The sequence below is a fragment of the Clostridium beijerinckii genome (assembly GCA_003129525.1).
In the GTDB taxonomy this organism is placed as follows: Bacteria; Bacillota; Clostridia; order Clostridiales; family Clostridiaceae; genus Clostridium; species Clostridium beijerinckii_D.
In genome coordinates this window covers 3,021,952-3,048,156 of the sequence record CP029329.1, presented here as the reverse complement: position 1 = coordinate 3,048,156, position 26,205 = coordinate 3,021,952, and the positions used below count along the sequence as shown (strand labels likewise).

Here is a 26,205-nt window from a genome sequence, read left to right as displayed (position 1 = left end):
TTCCTTCTTTCTTCTTTTAATTATTGCGAATTTTTTTTAAATCTATATTAATAATTTTTTACAAAATACAGGCTTTGACTTAGTATACTTTAACTAAATCAAAGCCTCATATATATTATCATTAATATTAAATATCGTCAATTTGCGATTAATTCACTTTCTCACTTTTAAGTTTTATAAATGAAAAAGTTATTCCACCTAATATTGCCGCTAAAATTGAAGCAATCATAATGCTTATTTTGGCTGTGGTTAACGCAGTTTCATCTGCAAACGATAAAGATGAAACAAAGATTGACATAGTAAATCCAATACCCCCAAGGACACTTGCACCATATAAATGTCTTTTAGTTACTTTAGATGGAAGTTTAGCCACTTTTAATTTTACTAAAATGTATGAAACTCCAAATATCCCTATTTGCTTACCAATAACCAAACCAAATATAATTCCTAAACTGATTGGTGTTTTTACTATTGTTCCAATACTACTAATATCAATAGTTATACCTGAATTAGCTAAAGCGAATATTGGCATAACTAAAAAAGAAGACCACGGAGATAGAGTTTTATCAACCCTGTACAAAATTGATGTTTCAAATTCATCAACAGTTTTTCCAATAGGTAAGGCCATTCCAAGTAATACTCCAGCAATTGTTGCATGTATTCCTGATTTTAACAAACAAACCCATAGAACTAAACCTCCAATAATAAAAATAGCTGTATATTTTACATTAAATCTATTAGCTAATATTAAAACTATAAAAATAATTAATCCCATAATAAGAGCAATCCAAGAAATTTGGCTAGTATAGAATATTGCAATTACAATAATAGCTCCTAAATCATCAACTATAGCTAACGCTGTAAGAAATACTATTATTCCTTTAGGTGCTTTTCTGCCTACCAAAGAAAGTATTCCTAACGCAAATGCAATATCTGTTGCCATTGGAATTCCCCATCCTGTTGCCGTAGGTTCATTATAATTAAGTAATGCATAAATTATTGCTGGTACAATCATACCTCCTACGGCAGCAGATACTGGCAGTATTGTCTTTTTTAAAGATTTAAGCTCTCCAAATACCACTTCTCGTTTTATTTCCATGCCAACTACTAAGAAAAATATAGCCATTAATCCATCATTAATCCAGTGAAGTAGTGACATTGATAACGAAAAGTTTTTATATCCAATAGTTATGTAGGTATGGAGTATATTATTGTATGTTGTAGCAAAATTGGAATTTGCAATTATTATGGCAGCAATTGCAAAAATCAAGAGTATTATACCACTAGCAGATTCATTTTTAAAAAAGCTTAAAAATTGATTGAAAGTTTTGTTGTAAACATTTTTCTTCATAAGTTAATCTCCTTAATATTATTATGGATATCCTAGACGTTTAGTTTAAATAAATAATTATAATTGAGTTATTAAAAATTAAAGCAAAAAGAGGTGGAACACTCTAATAGAGTTTCCCACCCCAGAAACTAAAATTGCTTGAAAACAAATTATAAAATTTGTCCAACCGTACCTATTTATATTCAATTATTATTACAATGTTAATTATATTATAATTCAATATAATAATCAAATTTCGCAATTTTCAATTTTTTAAAAAATTTTTTTAAATTCTTAATTATTATTATTTTGCCTCTTTCTAATTTTATATATCCTCGTTTTTCAATGCTTTTAAGTTTCCTACTTACAACTTCTCTATCTGAATCAATTTCAAAAGTTAACTCTCCATGCGTCGTATAAATTATGTTACTATTTTTATTAATAAGCAATTTTACAAGTCTTGTTTCTAGTGATTCATGCATTATTTCTTCTTTATTATCTAAGACAGAATTAAATTTTTTGTGCAAATCTTCATATATATATATATATATATATATATATATATATAGCAAAAATTCATTGTCTTTCATGAAATGCAGTCTTACTATATCTACAGGTATTATGCATACCTCTGAATCTTGAATTGCTTTACCTGTTATATTTAAAGATTCAAAGTTTGATAAACAACTTAAAGCTTCATGACAAAACTCTCCTTGTCTTATATTGTACAAATTAGTTTCTTCACCATTTGAATTAATCTTTTGTATACCACTTTTTTATAATCTTACTGCTTTCTTCACTTGGATAATACCTCTTTTCAACGCTTGTTTCACCTATAGCGAATATTGAGAGCCCCAGATTCCAAGGCTCATTTAAATATGCTTCCAAACCGCTTAGCACATGTTCCTAAATATTCATTATAATTTTCTGCCTTTTCATTTAAACTGTTTATTTTCACCACATCATTACTTGTTGATGAATGAATATAATTCCCAGCTTCTAAATACATTGCTGCATGTCCTGGAAAGAATATTAGATCTCCTTTTTTTAGCTTATCAAAAGTTATTTCCTTTATGGGAAAGTCTTCTTTTATATCTGCATCTCTATAAATCAATATTCCATTTAGCATATATGCCATAGAGCAAAGTCCAGAACAATCTATTCCAAGAGGTGACTTTCCGCCCCATCTATATTGAGTTCCAATATAGCTTAGAGCACATTTTGCTAGATTTTCTCTAAGCTTTTCTTCATCTTTTATTTCACAATCTATTATTAAATCTGATGTGAAACTCTTTCTTATCCATCCTTTTTCTCCACTTGGTAATTTCACCTTTAGAAATCTTTTATTTTCACTTATTTCATCACATGAAATTAAATTAGCTCCTCTTGTTACACTTGCAATTTCATATCCAGATGCTTCTGGTTTATTAAGTACATCTGCAAACGAATTAATTACCATAATATTTTTATCTTTTTCCCATTTCTTTGAAAGCTCATCATTAATTATTAAATTATCTCCATTTATATAACCTTCATAATTATAATGAGTTCTTACATAAAACCAATTGTTATCTAGCTCTTTAAGTATTTCAACATTCATTCCAAATAAAACTTCATCAGCATTTTCAGAAGCTCCCTTAGGTTCACTTTTTAATACTCCAACAGCCTTATTTACTATTGCATACTTCATTTGAATAACCCCCTACAATGTATATTTCTAAAGTATGGTAATCTCACCCTTATCCCCATTAATTTTCACCATTGCACCTAAAGGAAGACTCATCGTAGGCATACAATGTCCGCAAGCCAAGTTATAAATTGTAGGTTTGTTTTCTGTTTTTATAAGTTCTTCAAAGACTTCCATTAAAGTTAAGCTATTATCCCCTTCATTTGCTTTACAATCTGTCCATGCACCCAAAATAATTCCTGCGGCATCTTTAAATTTTCCACATTGCTTTAATTGTAATAGCATTCTATCTATTTTATATGGATATTCATCTACATCTTCTAAAAATAATATTTTATCCTTTGTATCAATCTCATGTGTAGTTCCCATCGAAGAAACTACTAAAGAAAGATTTCCTCCAACTAATTTTCCTTTTGCCTTTCCACTAACTAAAGTTTTAATTTCTTGGCCCTCTGGATTTTTAAGTGTTCCCAGTGGTTCATCACTAAATATGTTTTTTCTAAAATAATTCATTGTATAATCATCTACACCTTTATAAAATTCTGTTGATGCCATTGGTGTATGAAAAGTTATTAGTTTGCATTTTTCATTAAGTACATTATGAAGGGCAGTTACATCACTATATCCTGCAAATACCTTAGGATTTTTCTTAATCATATTATAATCTAACATATCTAAAAGTCTAGCTGCACCATACCCACCTCTAATTGCAAAAATACCTTTAATGCTTTTATCCTCAAACATGTCATTTATGTCTTTTGCTCTAAGTTCATCACTTCCAGATAAAAATCCATGATATCCTCTGCAACTTTCCCCAAGTACAACTTCGAGGCTTAGAGCTTCCATAGCTTTAATAGAAGGTTCTATTCTATCTTGTGGTATTGGACTTGAAGCCCCAATTAATCCTATCTTATCTCCCTTTTTTAAAGGTTTTGGTCTTATCATTTAATTCACGCTCCTTAATTTAATTTAGATATGAAATACCTTTGGGCTTTCTGCAAATTCATTTTTTAAGAATATACTTTATTTATTTCAAAGAAATACTTAGATAATATCAAGTTTTGTGCCTATGAATATATGTCCAAAACTAGAAATAAGGGGGCTTGCTTTGTGGAAGTTACATTAGAAGATTTTGATGGCTGTGCTTATTGATTATAAGTTGTTCCAAAATGCTTGTTCAAAGCTTGTCTTCATAGCCATCAAGCTTATTTATCCATAATATTACTAATAAGTTTAAAGCAAGTCGCGAATAAAATTAAAAACATAAATTAGAACATTTGGGTTTATATTGTAATAATTTTAATTGTGTTATTAAATTTGAGCATACTTAATAAAAGGTACTATCATTACTGTAATATATGTTATATGTTACAGTAAGTACCTTGATAAAGAGGCTCTATTATTAAATTTTCTTTTTTCTTGTTTTAAAGCTTTTTCTTGTTTTAGATTTCTTTTCCGCTTGTTATCTTTAAATAATTTAGTTATAATTAATCTGCTTTTAAGTTCCTTTTTGGGAACCTATGTAGATGTCTTTGATCTCAATCGTTTCGCCATCGACTAATGGTTTGATTAGATCAATGGCATCATGTAGTTTTTTTTGCGACATCTATATTCAATTAAATTTCTACTATATCGTCAAAACCTATTCCAACTTTTCCGCTCATTTTTATACTACTTCCGCTAAAAATAGGTCCTCCACTTATTGGGTCAATTTTGCAAAGTGCTGGTCCATCTAAATCTACCATTGTTATTATCTTTCTAGCAGCACCCAGATTTGCTGCCGCACTCACACTTATTTTACTTTCAAGCATACACCCAATCATACACTCTACTCCATAAACTTCTGCTATATCACAAATTTTTAAAGCATTATATATTCCGCCTGTTTTCATAAGCTTTATATTAATTAAATCTGCTGCTCTTTCTTGAATTATCTTTGCTGCATCATGTGGAGAAAAGACACTTTCGTCTGCTAAAATTTTTGTATACGTATTTTGAGTTACATACTTCATTCCCTCTAAGTCCCAATATTTAACTGGTTGTTCTACTAAATCAATATTTAAATCTTTATCTTCAAAAGCACTTATGATTTTAACAGCTTGTTTGCTTGTCCAACCTTGGTTTGCATCAACACGAATACTTACATTTGATCCAACTGCTTTTCTTATTTCAGCAATTCTCTGTATATCTTTTTCACCTTCTTTTCCTACCTTTATCTTTAAAATATTAAAGCCTTCATTCACAGCTTTTATACTATCTTTCACCATTACATCTATTTCATTTACACTAATAGTAATGTCTGTAGTAATTTCATTTCTATATCCACCAAGAATTTTATATAACGGTGAATTAAGTTTTTTAGCATATAAATCATAAATAGCCATATCAACTGCAGCCTTTGCACTTGTATTTTTTAAAATACAACTATTTATTTTTTCCATTATACTTTCTAAATTATCTATTTCCATGCCTAAAATAGAAGGCTTTATATAATTTAAAATTGCAGATTTAATTGATTCTTTTGTTTCCCCTGTTATTACTGCTGTAGGTGCTGCTTCACCATATCCTATTTCACCTTTATCCGATATAACTTTTACCACTATATCATTAACAGCTTCAACTGTTCTAAGAGCTGTTTTAAATGGTGTAACTAAAGGCACCAAAATTTCAGATATCTCAATACTTTTTATAATCATTTTTATCCTCCTTATGGCATCTAAAAAATAAGTTAATATATATTAATATTTTAAAGAGATGCCCTTAAATTTAATAAAAAGGCCACCACATTTTATTTTGCAAAATGTAGTGACTCCATTACCAATATATTTATAATTTATAATAACATCTGTAGAAGTTATTATAGGTATTGTTAATTTCAATAATCTAATTTATATTTTTTTGATATTACCTAATTTAATATTGTTTTACCAATAGCATCTGCAGTAAGAAGTGCATTATATAACTCTTCTGGTGTAACATCACCAAGCATATTATGAATAGATTCACCTTCCATACATGCTTTTTCACATGCAATCTTAACTCTTTCAGTGTCTGTTACTCCCACCTCTGCAAGTGTTATAGGAAGTCCTACTGAAATACAAAATTCTATAACTTTATCAAGTTCCTCTTGAGGTGCATTTTCTATAATAAGTTGCGCTATAGTACCAAATGCAACTAATTCACCATGCATTGTCTTCTCACATTCTTCAAGTGCTGTAAAACCATTGTAAACAGAGTGTGCTACCGCTAGTCCACCATTATCTGCACCAACTCCACTTAAGTAAGTATTAGCTTCAATAATGTTTTCTACTGCTGGAGTTAAAAGTCCTTTTTCAGCTGATAATTTAGCTATATAACCATCTTCTAATAATGTGTCATAGCAAAGTGAGCATAAAGCCATTGCTGATTTAGTAATTCCTCCATTTTCTAGACTTGGTGAATTTGTCTTAACACAAGCTCTAGCTTCAAAATAAGTTCCAAGTGCGTCTCCCATCCCTGCAACTAAAAATCTTACAGGAGCTTTTACGATAATTGATGTATCAACAATTACCACGTCTGGATTTTTAGGGTAAAATATGTAATTCGAAAATGTTCCATCATCATTGTAAATAACTGATAATCCTGTACATGGTGCATCTGTAGCAACAACTGTTGGCATAATAACAACTGGAAGTTTTTCATAATATGCAGTTGCCTTTGCAGTATCAATAGCACTACCACCACCTATTGCTGCAATAATTTCAATACTATTATCTTTAGCAATTTTACGCATTCTTTCAATTTCTCCAGTAGAACTTATTCCACTAAAAATTTCAAATATAATCTTAGTATTTGTTCCTTCAAAGCTCTTTTCAATTTTATCTTTAGATGCTTTATACCCACTGTTACTGCATATGAATAGGACTGAAGATCCTAAATCCTTAATGTTTTCATATACTTCTAAAAATGCATCCTTACCTTGAACATATTTTGATGGTGCTCTCATTAATTTTAGCATAAATATCCCTCCATATATAAAATATTCTTCATTTACTAATATACACTTTTTAGATCTTTTTATCAATTAAAATGGTTATTATATAATAATGTCACAAATAATATAATTTCTAAAATATCTATTTTCAAAAAGCATTGAACACTGATTTATCTATTTATTGGTAATCCTGTTTCTTATTTTAATATTATTTAAGTATTAAATCATTATTTTTTATGTCTAAACTAAAAAGCTGCAAAAAATAAAGGCTGAAAATATCAAGCCTTTATCCATATTAAACTTACTCATTTAATTGATTAAATAAATAAGTTTAATCCAGAGCCTTCTGTTGATCCTAAATAGGAAGCAACTCCACCTATTTCAACTCCATCTATAAATTCTTCTTTTTTTATTCCCATTAAATCCATACTCATTGCACACGCAACTACTTTAACACCCATATCTATAGCATTTTTTATTAGAGTTTCTAAATCATCAACATTATGCTTTTTCATTATTTGTTTTATCATTGCAGGACCCATTCCCATCATGTTCATTTGTGATAATGGTAATTTTCCTGGATGTGCTGGTAACATAACATCAAACATTCTTTCCATAGTATCTTTCGCAACACTTGGCTTATCTTTGCTCTTTAATATATTAAGTCCCCAGAAGGTGAAGAACATAGTCACTTCTTTACCCATAGATGCTGCTCCTGTAGCTATTATAAATGAAGCTATTGCCTTATCTAAATCTCCACTAAATACTACTAATGTTGCTCCATTTTTTTCTACAGCTTTTGGTGAAGGGACTTTTTCAATTGCTCCTGTTCCTTTTTGTATATAAGCTACAAAGGCTTTTTCCTTATTATCAAATTCCGATTTTAATAAAGTGTTTCCAGTTGAACTACACCATGATTTTATATCCTTACTAAACCCAGGATCGCTTGCCTTAACTTGTAGAACATTCCCATCTTCCATTTTATTAATTTCTTCAAATACTCTTTTTATTGGTCCTGGACATTGAAGTCCACATGCATTTAAAGTAATATTAGCATTTATTTCTGTTATATCTAAATCATCTAATTTCATTACTGCTACCTCATCTTTTATTTTTTTACTGTTTCTATATTGGTTTTTAATACTTTCTTCTGCCCTCTTTACATTAATATATGTCTTTATGCCGCCATCTATATTAGTGCATTTGATTCCATTTTGCTCAAGGATTCTACAAGCAATATATCCTCTAAGTCCAACCTGGCATGTAGCATATATTTTCTTATCTCGTGGTATTTCACTTAATCTATCTCGAAGTTTTCCTAATGGAATATGAACAGAATTATCTAAACCGCTTGTAACTAACTCAAATTCTTCTCTTACATCAATTATTAGAGAATTATCTTTGTCCAATTTATCTATTTCATGCCACTGAATTGTCTTCGTAAGTCCTTCTATAATATTTGATGCATAATATCCAAGCATATTAACTGGATCTTTAGCTGAATTATATGGAGGTGCATAGCAAGGTTCCACATCTTGCAAATCCAAAACTGTAAGATTACCTTTTATAGCTGTAGCAAGTACATCTATACGCTTTTCAACTCCATCAAGACCTACACCTTGAGCCCCAAATATTTTTCCTGACTTTGGATCAAATAACATCTTAAAATCTATAGGGAACGAGCCTGGATAATATCCTGCATGAGAGCCTGGATGAATATGAATAGCTTCATATTCTATTCCTAATCTCTTTAATGTCTTTTCATTATTGCCAGTTGTAGCTACTGTATAATCAAAGACCTTAGCTACTGATGAACCAAGGGTACCTTTATATTCAACATTTTTTCCACATATGTTATCTGCAACTATTCTTCCTTGTCTATTAGCAGGCCATGCAAGTGGAATCATTGTAGGCTTTTTATTTACAAAATCCATAACTTCTACTGCATCTCCTAAAGCATAAATGCTAGTATCAGAAGTTTTCATAAGTTTATCAACTACAATAGCTCCTCTTTGATTTAAGTTAAGATTAGCTTCCTTTGCAATTTTTGTTTCTGGTTTAACACCAATTGATAAAATTATCATATCAGTTACTAATTCTTTTCCACTACTTAATATTATCTTTTTCCCATTGTTTTCAAAGCCAGTTACACCATCTTTTAATATTAATTCAACATTTTTATCAATTAAATGTTCATGTATTATACTTGCCATTTCTATATCAAGAGGAGCCATTACTTGCTCACTTGCTTCTACAAGTGTAATTTCAATTCCTCTAGCATGAAGGTTTTCAGCCATTTCAAGACCTATAAATCCTCCTCCTATTACAGTTGCGTGTTTAGGCTTATAATTATCTACATAATATTTAATTTTATCTGTATCCGGTATATTTCTAAGAGTAAATAAATTATCACATTCATTTATTCCAGGTATTTGTGGTTTTAATGGAGCTGCTCCTGGTGATAAAACTAAAACATCATAATTTTCTTCATATTCCTCATCTGTTTTGTAATTTTTTATTTTAACTTTTTTATTTTCTTTATCTATACTTAAAACTTCATTTAAATTTCTTATATCTAAATTAAACTTTTCACTCATTTCCTCTACTGTTTGGACTATTAATTTTCCTCTTTCATCAATAGTTTCCCCTATATAATACGGAAGTCCACAGTTAGCAAAAGATATATATTCACCTTTTTCCACCATGATTATTTCAGCATTTTCATCTAATCTTCTAAGCCTAGCTGCTGTCGATGCACCACCTGCAACCCCACCAACAATAATAATCTTTTTCCTCATAAGAATCTCTCCTTCTTATATATTTTTGCAATTAACTTTAATGCTCTTAATTTACCAATTAGTGTTCCAAAAATATGAAATTACTATTCTTTCAAACATTTCTAATATATATTCAATGTCTTATTTCATTAATTGCAATATATCTTACTTTAATTTTAGTTAATATGATTATTATTGTCTGTGACTTTATCACACACTTATACTTGGGGCCCATTTTGCTAAGGCGATCACATCTAAATTTTCTAAATACTAAAAATTTAATTTTATAATTATTTTCAAAGAAATAATTTCCATGAGTTTGATCTTGTTTAGAATGTAAAGCTTTGCTAAAATATATTTCCGCACTTATTTAATTTTAGCAAAGTTTAGTTTACATAATAATTGTTAGGTTATACTAACATATATGCCCTATATATGTTATATGAGTACTTTAATGTTAAAACATATATATCCCTCCCTTTTATTATTATTGTTATAATTTTTTATTCTGCGTTAAATAAGCCTATTTTTATAAATATTTTAGTATATATGTTTCAATTATCAATACAAAGTTGTGGTTGGCTTACAGGATTTATTAAATTTATACTGAATGATTATTCTTACAATATATCTATTAATGTTTAAAATCTATTTTTCAACAAATACTATAGCTGATAATCACAATACATAAGGAGGAATTTTATATGCCTAAAATAACTGGTGTAGTTAAGTGGTATGATACAGAAAGAGGATATGGATTTATATCTTGTAATGAAGGAGAGGATGTTTTTGTACATCATCAACAAGTCAAAGAAAAAGGTACTGATAAATATTTACATGAAGATGAAAGTGTGACCTTTGATATTGAAAATAGTGAAAAAGGACCTATGGCTATAAACGTTCAAAAATTGTAATATGAAAAGGGGCTGTTGCAAAACTAACATAGTTAGTTTTGTAGCAGCTCATTTTTTTTAAGAAATAAAAAAATGTGAATTCCGAAGAAATCACATTTATTGTATAATTAAGTTATGTACAAAATAAAGAAATCATACACTAAAGATTATAATGAATTTAATGATAATTTTCAACTTATATTACCATTAAATTTGGAAAATTTAATACCAGAAGATGATTCTGTTCGCTTGCTAAGCCACGTATTGGAGGGATTAGATTACAGAAAGTTGTATAAGGCGTACTCTTCCGTTGGAAGAAAACCGGCAGTGGAACCTAAAATCATGTTCAAAATAATATCGTATGCGTATTCTCAAAATGTTTATTCAAGTAGAAAAATAGAAAAAGCATGTAAAAGAGATATAAATTTTAGATGGCTGCTTCAAGGATGCAAAGCCCCTGATCATGCTACAATTAGTAGATTTCGAAAAGATTATCTTTCAAATGAAGTAATTGAAGAATTATTTTATCAGCAAGTTAATTATTTAGCTGATCAAAATGAAGTATTATTTGAAAATGTATTTATTGATGGTACTAAAATCGAGGCGAATGCCAATCGATATACTTTTGTTTGGAAGAAAGCCATTTACAAAAATGAAGAGAAAATGTTTAATAAAATTCTTACTCTTGTTGAAAATGTCAATCTTGAAGAATTGAAAGAATTTAGTATTCAAAAAGAAACATTGATAAATGATCTCGATAAAATTCTCGAATGGCTTTTATATGAAAAAGAGAAGAGAAACATAGAATTTGTTCATGGAATTGGTAAGAGAAAAACTACAATTCAGAAATGGATAGAGCAACTATTTGAATATAAAGAGAGACAAGAAAAATATAATTTCAGTAAAACCATATTCTCAAATAGAAATAGTTATTCTAAAACTGATCCAGACGCAACTTTCATGCATATGAAAGATGATCATATGAGAAATGGTCAATTAAAGCCAGCATATAATGTACAAATTGCAGTTGAAAGCGAATACGTGACCGGTGTCGGAATATTTGATGATAGAAATGACATAGCAACACTAATACCTATGCTTAATAATATGCAAGAAAAAATTGGTCGTAAATATCTTAATGTGATTGCAGATTCGGGTTATGAAAGCGAAGAAAATTATTTATTTTTAGAATACAATAATCAGACCCCATACATAAAGCCGCAAACTTATGAAAAGTGGAAAAAAAGAAGTTTCAAAAATGATATAAGTAAGCGAGAAAATATGCAATATGATGCTGAATCAGATTTTTATGTTTGCAATAATGGTAGAAAGTTGATTCCGACCTCTATTATTCATAGAAAATCCGCCAGTGGATACAAATCAGAAGTTACTGTTTATGAGTGTGAAAGCTGTGATAATTGTGTTCATAAAGAAAAATGTACAAAAGCAAAAGGAAATAGAAAGATGCAGGTTTCGAAAACTTTTGTAGAAAAGCGTGAAATATCTTATAGAAATATTACAACTGAAATTGGAGCTAAATTAAGAATGAACAGATCTATTCAGGTCGAAGGAGCATTTGGAGTTCTAAAAAGTGACTATGAATTCAATAGATTTTTAACACGTGGAAAAAATAGTGTAAAAACTGAATTTATTTTGCTTTGTTTTGGTTATAACATTAACAAATTGCATTCAAAAATCCAAAACGGAAGAACTCAAAAACATCTTCATGAATTAAAACAATCTGCCTAATTATGGAATAATTTAAGTAGGCTTATTAAAGTGCGCTTAAAACATAAAAATCTCTCAATAATTATTATTCAATTTTAATTATTAAGAGATTTTTTAATTTAAAACGAAAAGAAGTGTCGCTTCTGATTAAAAATTAATCATTTTGCGACACGCCCTTTTCATATTACAATTTTTATTTACATGCAACTTTTACTACTACTTTTCTTATTTTAGAACATTCTCCTACTGCACAACCTGGTTTATGTGCATCTTCTGGAAAGAAAATTGCGTAATCACCATTAGTAAATTTAATATTAGAACCATTTAAAGTTTCCTTATAAAATATCATATCACTTTCTGGTCTTAAGTCTTCTTCAACTTCTAATCCTTCTACTGACGTATATCCCATAATTTCTTGTCCTTCAACTATTAATTGAATGTCTATATATTTTTCATGAGACTCCCATTTTTTTTCTTCTTGATTTTGTGTAGTATATTCTTGTACAAGTGCAAATATTTCTTCTCCTTGTATTTCATATTTCCCTACTGCTAACGCTTTTAAATCATTGCTTTTTAAAAATTCAAAAGCCTTCTCAAAATTATTGTTAATACTTGAATAGTTATTTCTACTTCTCATGTTTTCACAAATCATAATTTAATTCCTCCAAATAATTTAGTACTATTGCTATTTCTGTTAACTAAAAATATTTCATTGTTATGATAATCTAATAATTCAATAATGTAATTACTTAAATTATGACAAAAATCAAATATATTTATGTCTTCTATTATAAATCTTTTAAATTCTTACATTTTATCTATAAAACAAAAATATTATTTTACTTTTACAAAACAAAAAAAGTTGTTGGTTTAAACAACCTTTTTTAATACTGAAAATAAAATTACTAATTGTTATAATATAAACTTTCTGTTGGATAATTTGGATCAGAAGTCACTTCTATCCCCATTTTTCCGAATGTTAGTTCATCTGTTCTTGAAAGAATAGTTGTTGAATGTGCTTGACAACCCTTTAATAAGCTTAATTTTTCCATAGCCACTGCTGCTACGGGATTGGTTGCACCTGAAATACTTAATGCTATAAGCACTTCTTCTAAGCTAAGTGATAAATTTCTTTCCTTAAAGGTTTTAGATTTTAGATTTATTATTGGTTCAAGTATTGCCGGTGATATTAAAAATATCTCATCATTAATATTAGCTAAATGTTTTATTGCATTTATAACTACAGCTGCTGTTCCATTCATTAATTCTGAATTTTTTCCAGTCAGTATTGTTCCATCTTCTAGTTCCAATGCAACTACTGGGCATACATCATTATCATTTGTATTTTCCCTAAGCTTTGCACTCTTTTCTCTAGCAGGAGTGACTACTTTTCTATCTGTTTCCTTAAGATCTACTTCTTCCATTATAAGCTTTGCTCTATTAAATGTTTCTTTATCTGCATAGCCTTTTTTATATTCACATCCAGTTTTAAAATATCTTCTTATTATTTCTTGCTTAGATGCTTCTTTTACAACATTATCATTAATTATTCCGAAGCCAACTCTATTAACACCCATATCTGTTGGTGATTTATAAATTGATTCTTTTTGAGTTATCTTTTCTATCATTCTCTTTAAGACAGGGAATGTTTCTATATCTCTATTATAATTAACAGTAACTTTGTTGTATGCATCCATATGGAAAGAATCTATTAAATTAATATCCTTTAAATCCACAGTTGCAGCTTCATAAGCAATGTTTAAGGGATGCTTTAATGGAACATTCCAAACAGGAAAAGTTTCAAATTTTGAATATCCTGCAGCATTTCCTCTTTTATGCTCATGATATAACTGACTTAAACATGTAGCAAGTTTTCCACTACCAGGACCTGGTGCTGTAACTACAACTATTGGCTTAGTTGTTTCTATATATGGATTCTTACCATATCCATTTTCACTAACTATAGTGTCTACTTCTGTTGGGTATCCCTCAGTTGGTTCATGAGTATATACCTTTATACCACGTCTTTCAAGCTTATTTATAAATACTGTTGTTGCTGGTTGTCCAGTATATCTAGTAATAACTACACTATTTACTTGAAGGTCATATTGTCTTAAATCATCAATAAGTCTTAAGACATCCATGTCATATGTAATTCCAAAGTCTCCTCTTATTTTATTTCTTTCTATGTCTCCTGCATAAACACATATTATAACTTCTACTTTATCTCTTAATTTATGTAATAATTTAACTTTTGCATTTTCATCAAATCCTGGGAGTACTCTCATGGCATGTCTGTCATTAAAAAGCTTTCCTCCAAACTCTAAATAAAGCTTATCATAATTATTAACTCTTTCTAAAATATACTTTGATTGTTCTTCTAAATATTTTACATGATCAAATCCTATGTTCATATGCTTCCTCACTTCACTCTTATATTATAAAAATTCATTATTATATTATTACATAAATATTTTACATTGTAAATTTAGATTTATGATAAATACTAAAATATTTATTTTCAGAAAAACCATTAACGTAATCTATGACTTTTCTTCAATAAATTTGTAGTATTAATTTTCTAATTTTGATTATACTTAAGATAGATTGGCATTTCATTCGTATACATCTATTATAAAAAAATATTTTATATAAACATAGGAGTGAGTACAATATGAATAAAAAAGCAATTGTAATAGGTTCTGGACTTGGAGGGCTTTCTATATCTGCGCGTCTCTTATCTAAAGGTTTTAAAGTTAAAATTTTTGAGAAGAATTTGATTATTGGTGGAAAAACTAATTTACTAAGTCATGATGATTTTAAATTTGATTTAACTGCTTCACTTTTAATGTTTTATAAAGATTATATTGAAATTTTTGATTATTGTAATAAAAATTATAAAAACTACTTTTCTCTTATTCCACTCAATCCGTTATATAAAGTATTCTTTAATGATCAAAGCGTATATAAATTTCCAAATGATTTATCCTCTTTATCATTAACTCTAAGTGAAATTACAAATAATGATGTTAAACAAATCTCTGGTTATTTTAATTTTTTATCTTATAGCTATGAGAAATACAATCTTTCTAACAAGTATTTTTTAAATAAAAGCTTTATAAAACAAATTAATTTCTTTAATCCATTAACATTATGTAAAGGACTTGAATTACACCCACTCCCTTCTGCTTATAAATGTTGTAGGAAATATATTTATAACAAAAAATTACTACATTACCTTATGTTTCAAACTATGTATATTGGAGTATCACCTTATGAATCATCAAATATATATAATGCAATACCGGCTGTATCTCAAATAGAAGGATTATATCATATAGAAGGTGGAATGTACTCATATATAAAAGCTTTAGAGAAACTCATCTTAGAACAAGATGGAACAATTTATACTTCATCTCCTGTTGATGAAATACTATTTGATAATAATAAAGCAGTTGGTGTTGTAGTTAATGGTAAAAAAATTGATTGCGATATAGTTATTTGTAGTAGTGATTATTCTTATACTATAGATAATCTTATTAAAGATAAAGAAATAAAAAAATTCATTAAACCCGTAAAAGATATGGACTATTCTTGCTCAACTTTTATTTTATACTTAGCTCTAAATAAAAAGTATCCCACTCTCGAAGTCAATAATATTTATATAAATAAAAACTTTAAAAATAATATTAATTCGTGTTTTAAAGGTGAACTATCAATAGATCCTTCCCTTTACATTTATTGTCCTAGTGCCATAGACTCTACTGTTTGCCCTAGTGGATGTGAAACTATTAATGTAATTGTTAGAGTTCCAAATTTATTAGAAGGTAATATTATTTGGAATGTAGAAACGATTAAAAACATGAGTGAAAAACTTTTAAATATTTTATCATCTATAAAAGGTGTTGAAGATATTAGAGAACATATATTATTTCAAGATTATTTAACCCCAGTAGTCCTAAAAGATAACTTTAATACTTATGGTGGTTCTGCATTTGCTCTAAGCCACACATTAAAACAGACGAATATCTTTAGACCTCAGTGTGAAATTCCACATATTAAAAATCTATTTTTTACTGGTGCTTCAATTCATCCTGGAAATGGTGTTTCTATGGTAATCAAATCTTCAAAAATTTGCATGGATAATATTCTGAAAGTTCTTTGAAATTATTAATACATATTTATTAGGCGTCTCCAAGTAAAAAAATATTTACGAGTAAACATATTATTTCATCATAAATTTAGTTTTGTATTGTTTTTTTAATTTTACGAAAATTTTATATTTTTATACATCAAAAAGAGTCATAAGAAAATCTTATGACTCTTAAAATAAAACAGAATTATCTTCTGTTATTTTGTTCTTTTTTAATTCTTCTACAATCTATACATCTTGTAGGTTCATTAGTGAATCCTTTTTCTTGGTAGAATTCTTGTTCTCCTGTTGTGAAAACAAATTCATTTCCACAATCTCTGCATACTAAAGTTTTATCGTTCATATAAAGTTCCTCCTTTTTAGTAAAGATTAATATATTGATTTATATAATTCTCAAAAGGAGAAGTTTACATATCTATAAAAAACCTTTTTTTTTGACTTACATTCTTAATTATAACAGGTTTCAATGAAATAGCAAGACTTTTTTTGTTTTAGGACTCCTTGTTAATTTTCAAATACCATAGAAAAATCCAATAAACTTGTTGCTTCATCATTTGATAAGTTTTTTGATTGAGATATTTCTTCTATCACTATTTTTTTTGTACTATTTAACATTTGTTTTTCACTTGAATTTAAAGTATGTTCCATCTTAAGTTGAGTAAGATTACATATTACTTCAAGATAATCCTCTAAAGTTCCTGATTTTATTTTTACTTCATTAATGGCTTTTCTTTCTTTAAAATTCACTTTAGAAAATTCTCCTGTATCATCTAAAAACTGATCAATATTATTCAAACTATTATCTAAGGTTTTAGAATCACTTATTAATCTCATATTTGATGGTTCCACTCTACTAAATGGTAGCGTTAATTTCATAGTATTATTAAATAAATGTATAGTATAATACTTTTCTTTTTCACCTTTAAATTCTTTTTCTTCTATTATGTCAATTACCCCAATACCTTGATTTGGATAGACAATTTTATCTCCTATATTAAACAAATAATTACCTCCTGTATTAGTATTCTTATATAAAGTATAACATACTAACTAATTTTTGCAAAATTTTATTTTATCATTAATATAATAGCATGTCAATATGCTTCATGAAAAATTTACCACTTAGCATATTTAATTATATTTTTTAAAAACCATACTACATAACAAACATCAATAGTACAATAGAAGAATTTTCTTTTTTTGTGTTTTCATATGATGAATTTTAGAGTATAATGAGTTTGAAAAAGGAAATTTGATATATAAATTTAATAATAAGTTTCCTTAAGATATTATAATTATTATAATAAATACAAATTATACGGAGGTCGTAAAATGTTAACATCAGCTAAAGAAATGTTAAACAAAGCTAGAGAAGGAAAATATGCAGTTGGTCAATTCAACATAAACAACTTAGAATGGACTAAAGCTGTACTTCTAACTGCACAAGAAAATAATTCACCAGTTATCTTAGGTGTATCTGAAGGTGCTGGAAAGTATATGACTGGATACAAGACTGTATCTGCTATGGTTTCAGCTATGATTGAAGAATTAAAAATCACTGTACCAGTTGCATTACACTTAGATCACGGTAGCTATGAAGGAGCTAAAGCTTGTATAGAAGCTGGATTCTCATCAATCATGTTTGATGGATCACACTATCCAATAGCTGAAAATATAGAAAAAACTAAAGAATTAGTTGCTATAACTAATGCTAAAGGACTTTCTTTAGAAGCAGAAGTTGGTTCAATCGGTGGAGAAGAAGATGGAGTTGTAGGAAAAGGTGAAGTTGCTGATGAAAATGAATGTAAGCAAATCGCTGATTTAGGAGTTACTATGTTAGCTGCTGGAATCGGAAACATCCATGGAAAATATCCTTCTAATTGGGCTGGATTAGATTTTGAAGCATTAGCTAAAATCGAAGCAGCAGTTGGAACTTCTATGCCATTAGTATTACATGGTGGTACTGGAATTCCAGAAGATATGATTAAAAAGGCTATATCTTTAGGAGTTGCTAAGATCAACGTTAACACTGAATGTCAATTAGTATTCCAAGAAGCTACTAGAAAATATATCGAAGCTGGAAAAGACTTAGAAGGAAAAGGATTTGACCCAAGAAAATTATTAAATCCTGGATTCGAAGCTATCAAAACTTGTGTTAAGGAAAAAATGCAATTATTTGGTTCAATAAACCAAGCATAATTGTATTTATATAAAAGGAGCATCTGTTAGATGCTCCTTTTTGTATTTACCTTTTATGTCATTCTCCTATCCAACATTTTGAATTATTTCAAATGACCTGTTTTTAAATATATATAAACACTCAACATCTCCTTATTAAAATCATATTATTAAATAAACATTCCTTCTTTAATAAATAAGGTAATCTTATTTTTATCAAATTTACTTCTACATGTATATAACCTTTTCCTTCTATTATTAAATATTTTCTTATTATCTATTTATATTTTAAAATACTCTACATGTTTTGACTTCTTTTAAATTATGTATTTTTATTAGAAAATAAATGCATACTATATATAGTATTCTTCTCTTGTAATTTGGAGGTGTCTTAATGAATAACAAGTATAATGATTTATTTGATGAATTAGTTAAATCCTATTATGAAGGTAATTTTGATGAAGCTCTTACACGTATTATGGTATGTCACGAAAAATCTCCACAAGAAACTTTCGCTATTATTTCATCTTTATGTGGAGTTAATATTAAATTTGACAATAATTATGTATATAATTTGAAAAAAGCAATAACAGAATATACCATTAATAAAAGATTAATTGAAAAACTTAAAGATTGCTCTGCATCATGTACTAAAGATAAAAATGGTAAATTTGATTGCCAAGCGTCTTGTCCCTTTGATGCAATCCTTTATAATGAACAAGAAAAATCTACTTACATAGATACTGATCGTTGTCTTAGTTGTGGACTATGCGTAGATTCTTGTAAAAATGGACTTTTTTTAGATAAAGTTGAGTTTCTTCCTATTGTAGATTTAATAAAGAATAATAAAACAGTTATTGCTGCTGTTGCTCCTGCTATTAGTGGTCAATTTGGTGACAATGTAACTATGGATAAATTGAGAGCAGCGTTTATGAAAATTGGTTTTACTGATATGATAGAAGTTGCATTTGCTGCTGATATATTAACCATAAAAGAATCAGTTGAATTTGATAAACATGTACATGGTCCTAATGACTTAATGATAACTTCATGTTGTTGCCCAATCTGGATTGGAATGTTAAAAAAAGTTTATAATGAGCTTATTCCTGATTTATCACCTTCTGTCTCCCCTATGATTGCTGCTGCACGTATTATAAAAAAACTTAATAAAGATGCAAAAGTAGTTTTTATTGGACCATGTATTGCAAAAAAAGCAGAAGCTAAGGATAGAGATTTAATTGGTGATGTTGATTTTGTACTTACATTTCAAGAACTCTATGAAATATTTAAAACTTTAAATATTGATCCAGGAAAATTAGAAGGTATTCCTTCTCTTGAGTATGCTTCAAGAGGTGGAAGATTATATGCTCGTAGTGGAGGTGTTTCAATTGCTGTTTCTGAAACCATAGAAGAACTTTATCCTGATAAATACAAATTTTTTAAAGCAATTAAAGCCTCTGGTGTTAAAGAATGTAAAGAACTTCTTGGAGATGCTCTAAAAGGTAATATCGATGCAAACTTTATTGAAGGTATGGGTTGTGTTGGTGGATGCGTAGGTGGTCCAAAAGCTATTATACCTCCTGAACAAGGTAAAATAGCTGCTGAGGATTTTGCTTACGCCTCTCCTATTAAAGTACCTGTTCATAGTAACATCATTGATAACGTCTTAGAAAAACTTGATATAAATTCCATAGATGATTTTCATGATAGTGAAAAAATCAGGATTTTTGAACGTAAATTTTAATTATGCCCTGGAATTCTATTGAGAATTAACAATATTTAATTGTCAATTAACAAACAATCCCTGGGTATTTTGAAAAATATGCAAATTAGAAAACTAAGAGGTCCCGTTCTAGTATCCAATTATATTAGGATACTAGAATGGGACCTTTTAGCTTTAGTGATTATATGAGAATTAAACATTGACACTTTAAAATAACTTTATAATTAGTACTATATTCAATATTTACTATACTTACACTATAAATATATACCCAACTAGAAATAAGGGGCATGCTTTTGTGGAAATCTTCAGTAACTGGAAAAATACTTTACTCATTATTTCAGCAGAAATGTACTTAGAGAAAATATATTATTTTACTGTCTCTAATGCTTTTTTTACCTTAGGAACTACATAGTGACTACCTCCTTTGTCTTTAACATCTTCAGCCATCATAACCACTAATAAATTATTTGGCGCTTTATTTGTAGTCATACCTACAAACCATCCAAGCTCTGTTCCAGTAGTATCATCTTGTGTAGCCTTTTTTTCTGCTGTTCCTGTTTTTCCCGCTATAGTTAATCCGCTAGTAAATGCAGCATGACCTGTACCACTTGGATTTTCTACTACTTGTATTAAATCTTGTAGAACTATATTTGCAGAATCCTTAGATACAGCATTTGATTTCCAAGTTTTATTTTCTGCATTTTTATTGTATACAAGATACGGAGTCAATATGTTACCTTCGTTTTGGAACATTGTATATAGGGACGCTAAATGAACTGGATTTACTAATACTTCGCCTTGTCCATATCCGCTATCAGCTAATTGAACTTCTGTTTTAAAATTTTTATCACTTGAAAATTGTGAATTATATAATGGATATTCAAATGGAATTTTTTCTGAAAATCCAAAACTATTTAGCTTGTCTTTAAACGTGTCCTTTCCTATGTCTAATGCTGCCTGTGCAAAATAAATGTTATCTGAATAAACAAGAGCATTTAAAAGATTAGAATTCCCACCGTAATTACTTACTCTTGTAACAGAATAATTTCCCCAACTCTTATCTTTTTGCCAACTAAGACCACTTATATTTTTATTAACATTTGGATCAAGTTTTTTAGTATCAACTCCAATAACTGCAGTAATTGGTTTAAAAGATGAACCAGGCGCTGCTGTTGCTTGGAATCTATTATATAAAGGCTTACTCGGATCATTATTTAAGTTATTCCACTTATCATTAGACATACCCAAAATAAAATCATTAGGATCATATGATGGAGTACTTACAAGTGCTAAAATTTCACCATTATTAGGATTCATAGCAACTGAAGATCCCTTATCTTTCTCTAGTTGATTATATAACAAACTTTGCATATTATTATCAATAGTTAATTTTAAATCAGAACCATTTTTAACTTCTTTAGTTATAAGAGATATTTTTTTCTCTCCTTCTTTATTTTGAATATATATTTCTGCTCCATCTATTCCTCTAAGACTTTCTTCATATGCTTTTTCAAGTCCAGATTTACCAATCAAAGAATTTTCAGTATATTCTTCATCCTTGTGTTTTTCTAATTCATCAGCATTTATAGATTGGACATATCCTGTCAAATGAGCAGCTTGAGCACCTAATGGATATATTCTTGCATCCTTGTCATTAATCTGAACCCCTGAAATCTTAAGTAAACTTGGAATTCTTTCATCACCATATGGTATTGCCTTTATAGGAATGAACATATCTGGCTTTACATATGCTGCACCTAATTGACTATTTATATATTCAACAGAGGTTTCTAATAATTTAGCAATTTCATTAATAGAGTTCTCTTTATTATCACCTAAGTTTCCTGGGACAATGCCTACGTTAGAAGAAACTGAATCTGTTGCAATCATTGCTCCATTTCTATCTATAATATCTCCTCTTTTAGATTTTATAGATTTTACTCTAAGCTTGTCGTTATCTGTTAACTCTGGAAATATAACTTTTGAATTCCACTTAACTGTATAATCTTTGCCTATATCCCTTGTCATAGTTACAGTATTTAAAAATTCCAATTCTCCACATAAAGTATTCATAGTTGTTTCGTAATTAATCATTGCTACATTGCTCTTATTTTCAACATTTTTAATTTCGACCTTAATATCACTTGCTTGAATACCTTCATATATATTTTTATTTCTTGCAATAAAGTCATCTTTAGAAAGTTTTTGCTTTGTCTCACTATCAGTTAATTCATACATTTTATCGTATTCTTTTGCATTTATTAAATTCATATATTCGGTCAATTTATATTCAGGTTTATGTGATTTATTATACATAAATAATGCAATTCCACATGCTATAAGTGGAATAATTACAATTCCCACACCAATAAATAAATAAATATTTTTCTTTTTATCCATATAACTATACCCTCCTCTACTTTAGTTTCTAAATGAATTATATCATATGAGTTTATATAAAAACACATTTATATTCCACATTATGTCAATAAGAAAAAGAGCTGTTTCACAAGTTTAAGTCATAAAATTAAAATACAAAATTTAATTTAAACTAACTAATTTTTGAAACAGCTCTTTTATTTACTATTATAAAAGAAAATAACAAATTCATGCTAAAAATAGATTAGTATGCTGATTTGTCACTTTAATATGCCTTATATTCTTATAACTTCAACTTTATATCCATCTGGATCAGTTACGAAATAATAACCCGGTTTTTCACCTGGTAATCCTTTTAAATCAGTAACTTCATATCCTAGTGCTATATGGTTTTCCCTGAATTCTTCTAAATTTTCCACTCCAATAGCAGTATGGCTAAATCCATTTCCAACTTCATAAGGCTTTTCTACATCATAATTATATGTAAGTTCAATTTCATATCCACCAATTTCATTTGATAAATAAACAAGAGTAAACTTATATTCTGGAAAATCTTTTTTCCTAGTTTCTATAAGACCTAATCCATCTCTATAAAATTTTAAAGATTCCTCTAAATTTTTAACTCTTATACACGTATGTAACATTTTTACTGACATATCAGTACCTCCTTGATTATAATAATGTTATGCAAGTTATAACATTTCATTTTAAAAAAATGTTAGTTTTTTCAGCTTTAATATTGTTTTTTCATAAATACAATATATTAACTATCTTAATATAACATATAAATTGCAATCTAAAAATACTTTTAAATTACAAATATGTGTTTTTAAGTGCTTAAATTACTCTGGTAAATAGTAAAATATAGTATAATATGAATTAATGCATTATAATACTATATGTATGCACACTTATAATTTATTAATTAATATTTCTTTTTATAAAATTTGAATATAGTTAATATTCTAGTTTATAATAATTAAACAAGGAGGTACAATTCATGAAGATATTAAAGTATATGCTTGTATTTGTTCCAATAAGTTTTATAGCTGAATTTATGCATGCATCCCCATCAATAATGTTTATACTCGCAGCGTTATCCATAATCCCTTTGGCGGGACTTATGGGGGAAGGAACTGAGGAAATTTCATTTTATTCTGGTCCTAAAATAGGTGGATTTTTAAATGGTACATTTGGAAATGCTACAGAACTTATAATATCATTTTTTGCTCTTAAGGAAGGACTTTTTGAAGTAGTTAAATCTTCCATAGCTGGTTCTGTAATAGGAAATGTTTTATTGGTTCTTGGCGCCAGTATGCTTGCTGGAGGATTAAAATTTAAAACTCAAACTTTTAACAAAAAAGTTGTTGAAGTTTCTTCAAGTATGTTATTATTTGCAGTTGTTGGTTTGTGCATCCCTGCATTATTTACCCATACTGTAGACCCAACTCTATTAAATACAAGATATGAGGGCTTAAGTATATTTGTTGCAGTAATAATGATTATCATATACATATTAAGCTTAATTTTTTCATTCTTCACACATAAACATATATATACAGTTAGTTCTGAAGAAGAAGGTAGCACAGCTAAGTGGACTTTAAATAAAGCAATAACAGTATTAGTTGTTGCTACTGTATTAATAGCTATAGAAAGTGAATTTTTAGTTAGTGGTATAGAACCTATAACTGAAAGTTTAGGCCTTAGTGAATTTTTTGTAGGTATAATATTAATTCCTATAATAGGAAATGCTGCTGAGCATAGTACAGCTATTGTTATGGCAATGAAAAATAAAATGGATGTAGCTTTAGAAATTGCTCTAGGCTCTAGTTTACAAATAATATTATTTGTTACTCCTGTATTAATATTTATAAGTTTATTATTTACTCCTATGAGTATTAAATTTAATGAATTTGAATTAATAGCACTTATAGTTGCAGTTCTAATAGCTAATAGAGTATCAAATGATGCAGAATCTAACTGGTTAGAAGGCGTTCAACTCCTTGCTGTATATTTGATAATTGCAGCTTCCTTCTTTATTTTATAGGTATTATATGGTTCACAACTAAAAATAGTATTTAAATATAATTTAATTGAGGGTATATATTAAAATTTGTTTAGTATATACCCTCTTTATAAAATAAATTCCAATATAGATATCTAAATTTCAATTTACTTCTTTAACTTTATTATCTAATGGAAATTTCACTAATAAAAAAGATGAACAATATTTAAATTATGAAACTGATTGAAATCGTATATTGAATTTCATTTATTATTAAAACCATTCATTTTTCTTAAACCAAACAACACATATAATAACTACGGTAATACATATTGCTATAACAATTGGATAACCATAGTTTAAGTTATATTCTGGCATATTAAAATTCATTCCATACCATCCTACTATAAGAGTAAGTGGTAAAAATATTGTTGTAACAACTGTAAAAAGCTTCATTAAAGTATTTTGATTTATATCTACCTGAGCTTGATATGCTTCCCTAACTTGTGTAACATAATCTCTTAAATTATTTACGCCTTGATACAATCTATTAATTCGATTAGTAAACATTCTAAAATATTTAATTGTTTTTTTATCTATAAGATTATTATCATTTTCTTCAATACATTCTGCAATATTTAAGAATCGTTCATAGTAACGTTTTAACTTTAACAATTTTTTTCTAAGAATAATTATTTTGTTTAAATAATTGTCTTTTTTTGATGTTATCAATCCTTCTTCAAGCTCTGCAATTTCTTGTTCAATATTTTCAATGAAATATGTATCCTCCGATGTAAGTCTATCAAAGAATATATAAAGCATCTTACCAAGATTTGTGAATTTAATCTCTCCAGACTTAGTTTTTGAGATTATATCATCTAAAACCGGTTCTTTGTCACATATAAACACGAGAAGATTTTTTGTGAAAAATATACATACTTTCTTTGAATGTTTTAATACATCATTAATCATTGGGATTTTTAGAGATATATAGTCAAATCCCTCATAACTTTCAAACTTAGATGATCTTCCATTCAAGCATTCATAAAATATCTTTTCATTTATATTAAGCTTTTCAGCTAATGATTCCAATTGTTCAAATGTAATAACACAAACAAATTGTTTACTATTATTTAAATTTATATTATCAATAGAGTCTTCCATTAAAGTATCATTATTTAAAGAATATATCATTAATGCTCACCTGTTTTTCATTATTTTACTATATTTTATCATAAATGATTGATTATTAACAATGTAGTTCTAATTCTTATTATTATCTAAAAAAGCAAAAACAGAGAGTTTTTAACTCTCTGCTAAATTCACATGTTAATTTAAATCTCCTGTTCACATAGTATAAAATTCCAACTAATACT

19 protein-coding genes and 2 pseudogenes are annotated in these 26,205 nt (G+C 28.2%); 6 read left to right on the top strand and 15 right to left on the bottom strand.

Going from position 1 to position 26,205, the window contains the following annotated elements; genetic code table 11:
* Positions 1-148: 148 nt before the first annotated feature.
* The 8 genes and pseudogenes from nhaA to DIC82_13400 form a co-directional block, all read right to left on the bottom strand.
* Entirely contained in the window at positions 149-1,351 is a 1,203-nt protein-coding gene (gene nhaA, locus DIC82_13435; GenBank protein AWK51955.1) for a Na+/H+ antiporter NhaA, read from the bottom strand.
* A gap of 209 nt (positions 1,352-1,560) precedes the next feature.
* Positions 1,561-2,097 (bottom strand): annotated as a pseudogene (locus DIC82_13430) (hypothetical protein).
* A pseudogene (locus DIC82_13425) lies at positions 2,084-2,203 on the bottom strand (hydrolase). The pseudogenes DIC82_13430 and DIC82_13425 overlap by 14 nt, the downstream one beginning before the upstream one ends.
* The gene (locus DIC82_13420) at positions 2,199-3,020 is read right to left on the bottom strand and encodes a glycoside hydrolase (protein AWK51954.1); all 822 of its coding nucleotides are present in this window, start codon (positions 3,018-3,020) and stop codon (positions 2,199-2,201) included. The pseudogene DIC82_13425 and the gene DIC82_13420 overlap by 5 nt, the downstream one beginning before the upstream one ends.
* Before the next feature lie 27 nt (positions 3,021-3,047).
* Positions 3,048-3,962, bottom strand: a complete 915-nt coding sequence (locus tag DIC82_13415) for an LD-carboxypeptidase (protein AWK51953.1) — start codon at positions 3,960-3,962, stop codon at positions 3,048-3,050.
* Between the two features lie 671 nt (positions 3,963-4,633).
* The gene (locus tag DIC82_13410) at positions 4,634-5,713 is read right to left on the bottom strand and encodes a dipeptide epimerase (protein ID AWK51952.1); all 1,080 of its coding nucleotides are present in this window, start codon (positions 5,711-5,713) and stop codon (positions 4,634-4,636) included.
* A 212-nt stretch (positions 5,714-5,925) separates the two neighbouring features.
* Positions 5,926-7,014: a glycerol dehydrogenase gene (gene gldA, locus DIC82_13405; GenBank protein ID AWK51951.1), complete on the bottom strand. Its 1,089-nt coding sequence runs from the start codon at positions 7,012-7,014 to the stop codon at positions 5,926-5,928.
* Positions 7,015-7,307: 293 nt separating this feature from the next.
* Entirely contained in the window at positions 7,308-9,788 is a 2,481-nt protein-coding gene (locus DIC82_13400) for a CoA-disulfide reductase (protein ID AWK51950.1), read from the bottom strand.
* A 683-nt stretch (positions 9,789-10,471) separates the two neighbouring features.
* Here DIC82_13400 and DIC82_13395 point away from each other — a divergent pair.
* A complete protein-coding gene (locus DIC82_13395) occupies positions 10,472-10,681 on the top strand; it encodes a cold-shock protein (GenBank protein ID AWK51949.1) in 210 nt (69 codons plus the stop codon).
* Between the two features lie 114 nt (positions 10,682-10,795).
* The gene (locus DIC82_13390; protein AWK51948.1) at positions 10,796-12,409 is read left to right on the top strand and encodes an IS1182 family transposase; all 1,614 of its coding nucleotides are present in this window, start codon (positions 10,796-10,798) and stop codon (positions 12,407-12,409) included.
* A 172-nt stretch (positions 12,410-12,581) separates the two neighbouring features.
* Here the strand turns inward: DIC82_13390 and DIC82_13385 are convergent, their stop codons facing one another.
* Positions 12,582-13,040, bottom strand: coding sequence for a YhcH/YjgK/YiaL family protein (locus DIC82_13385; GenBank protein AWK51947.1), 459 nt, complete (start codon positions 13,038-13,040; stop codon positions 12,582-12,584).
* Positions 13,041-13,293: 253 nt separating this feature from the next.
* Positions 13,294-14,802: a hypothetical protein gene (locus tag DIC82_13380; GenBank protein AWK51946.1), complete on the bottom strand. Its 1,509-nt coding sequence runs from the start codon at positions 14,800-14,802 to the stop codon at positions 13,294-13,296.
* Positions 14,803-15,062: 260 nt separating this feature from the next.
* Here DIC82_13380 and DIC82_13375 point away from each other — a divergent pair, with 260 nt between their 5' ends.
* Entirely contained in the window at positions 15,063-16,553 is a 1,491-nt protein-coding gene (locus tag DIC82_13375) for a phytoene desaturase (GenBank protein AWK51945.1), read from the top strand.
* A gap of 175 nt (positions 16,554-16,728) precedes the next feature.
* On the opposite strand, the gene DIC82_13370 is transcribed toward DIC82_13375, so the two are convergent.
* Positions 16,729-16,884 (bottom strand): cytochrome C551, encoded by a 156-nt coding sequence (locus tag DIC82_13370; protein AWK51944.1) that lies wholly within the window; start codon positions 16,882-16,884, stop codon positions 16,729-16,731.
* 161 nt (positions 16,885-17,045) lie between these two features.
* Positions 17,046-17,543 carry a CarD family transcriptional regulator gene (locus DIC82_13365; GenBank protein AWK51943.1) on the bottom strand — a complete coding sequence of 166 codons (498 nt, stop codon included), beginning with the start codon at positions 17,541-17,543 and terminating at the stop codon, positions 17,046-17,048.
* Positions 17,544-17,873: 330 nt separating this feature from the next.
* On the opposite strand from DIC82_13365, the gene fba reads away from it, so the two are divergent.
* Both fba and DIC82_13355 read left to right on the top strand, forming a co-directional pair.
* Positions 17,874-18,740, top strand: a complete 867-nt coding sequence (gene fba, locus DIC82_13360; protein ID AWK51942.1) for a fructose-1,6-bisphosphate aldolase, class II — start codon at positions 17,874-17,876, stop codon at positions 18,738-18,740.
* Positions 18,741-19,113: 373 nt separating this feature from the next.
* Positions 19,114-20,463, top strand: a complete 1,350-nt coding sequence (locus DIC82_13355; protein ID AWK51941.1) for an iron hydrogenase — start codon at positions 19,114-19,116, stop codon at positions 20,461-20,463.
* 348 nt (positions 20,464-20,811) lie between these two features.
* Here DIC82_13355 and DIC82_13350 read toward each other — a convergent pair whose 3' ends face one another.
* Positions 20,812-22,845: a hypothetical protein gene (locus DIC82_13350; GenBank protein ID AWK51940.1), complete on the bottom strand. Its 2,034-nt coding sequence runs from the start codon at positions 22,843-22,845 to the stop codon at positions 20,812-20,814.
* A gap of 254 nt (positions 22,846-23,099) precedes the next feature.
* On the bottom strand, positions 23,100-23,480 hold the full coding sequence (locus DIC82_13345) for a lactoylglutathione lyase (GenBank protein ID AWK51939.1): 381 nt from the start codon (positions 23,478-23,480) through the stop codon (positions 23,100-23,102).
* Between the two features lie 344 nt (positions 23,481-23,824).
* On the opposite strand from DIC82_13345, the gene cax reads away from it, so the two are divergent.
* Positions 23,825-24,871, top strand: a complete 1,047-nt coding sequence (gene cax, locus DIC82_13340; GenBank protein ID AWK51938.1) for a calcium/proton exchanger — start codon at positions 23,825-23,827, stop codon at positions 24,869-24,871.
* A 231-nt stretch (positions 24,872-25,102) separates the two neighbouring features.
* On the opposite strand, the gene DIC82_13335 is transcribed toward cax, so the two are convergent.
* Positions 25,103-26,023, bottom strand: coding sequence for a magnesium transporter (locus DIC82_13335; GenBank protein AWK51937.1), 921 nt, complete (start codon positions 26,021-26,023; stop codon positions 25,103-25,105).
* Between the last annotated feature and the right edge of the window lie 182 nt (positions 26,024-26,205).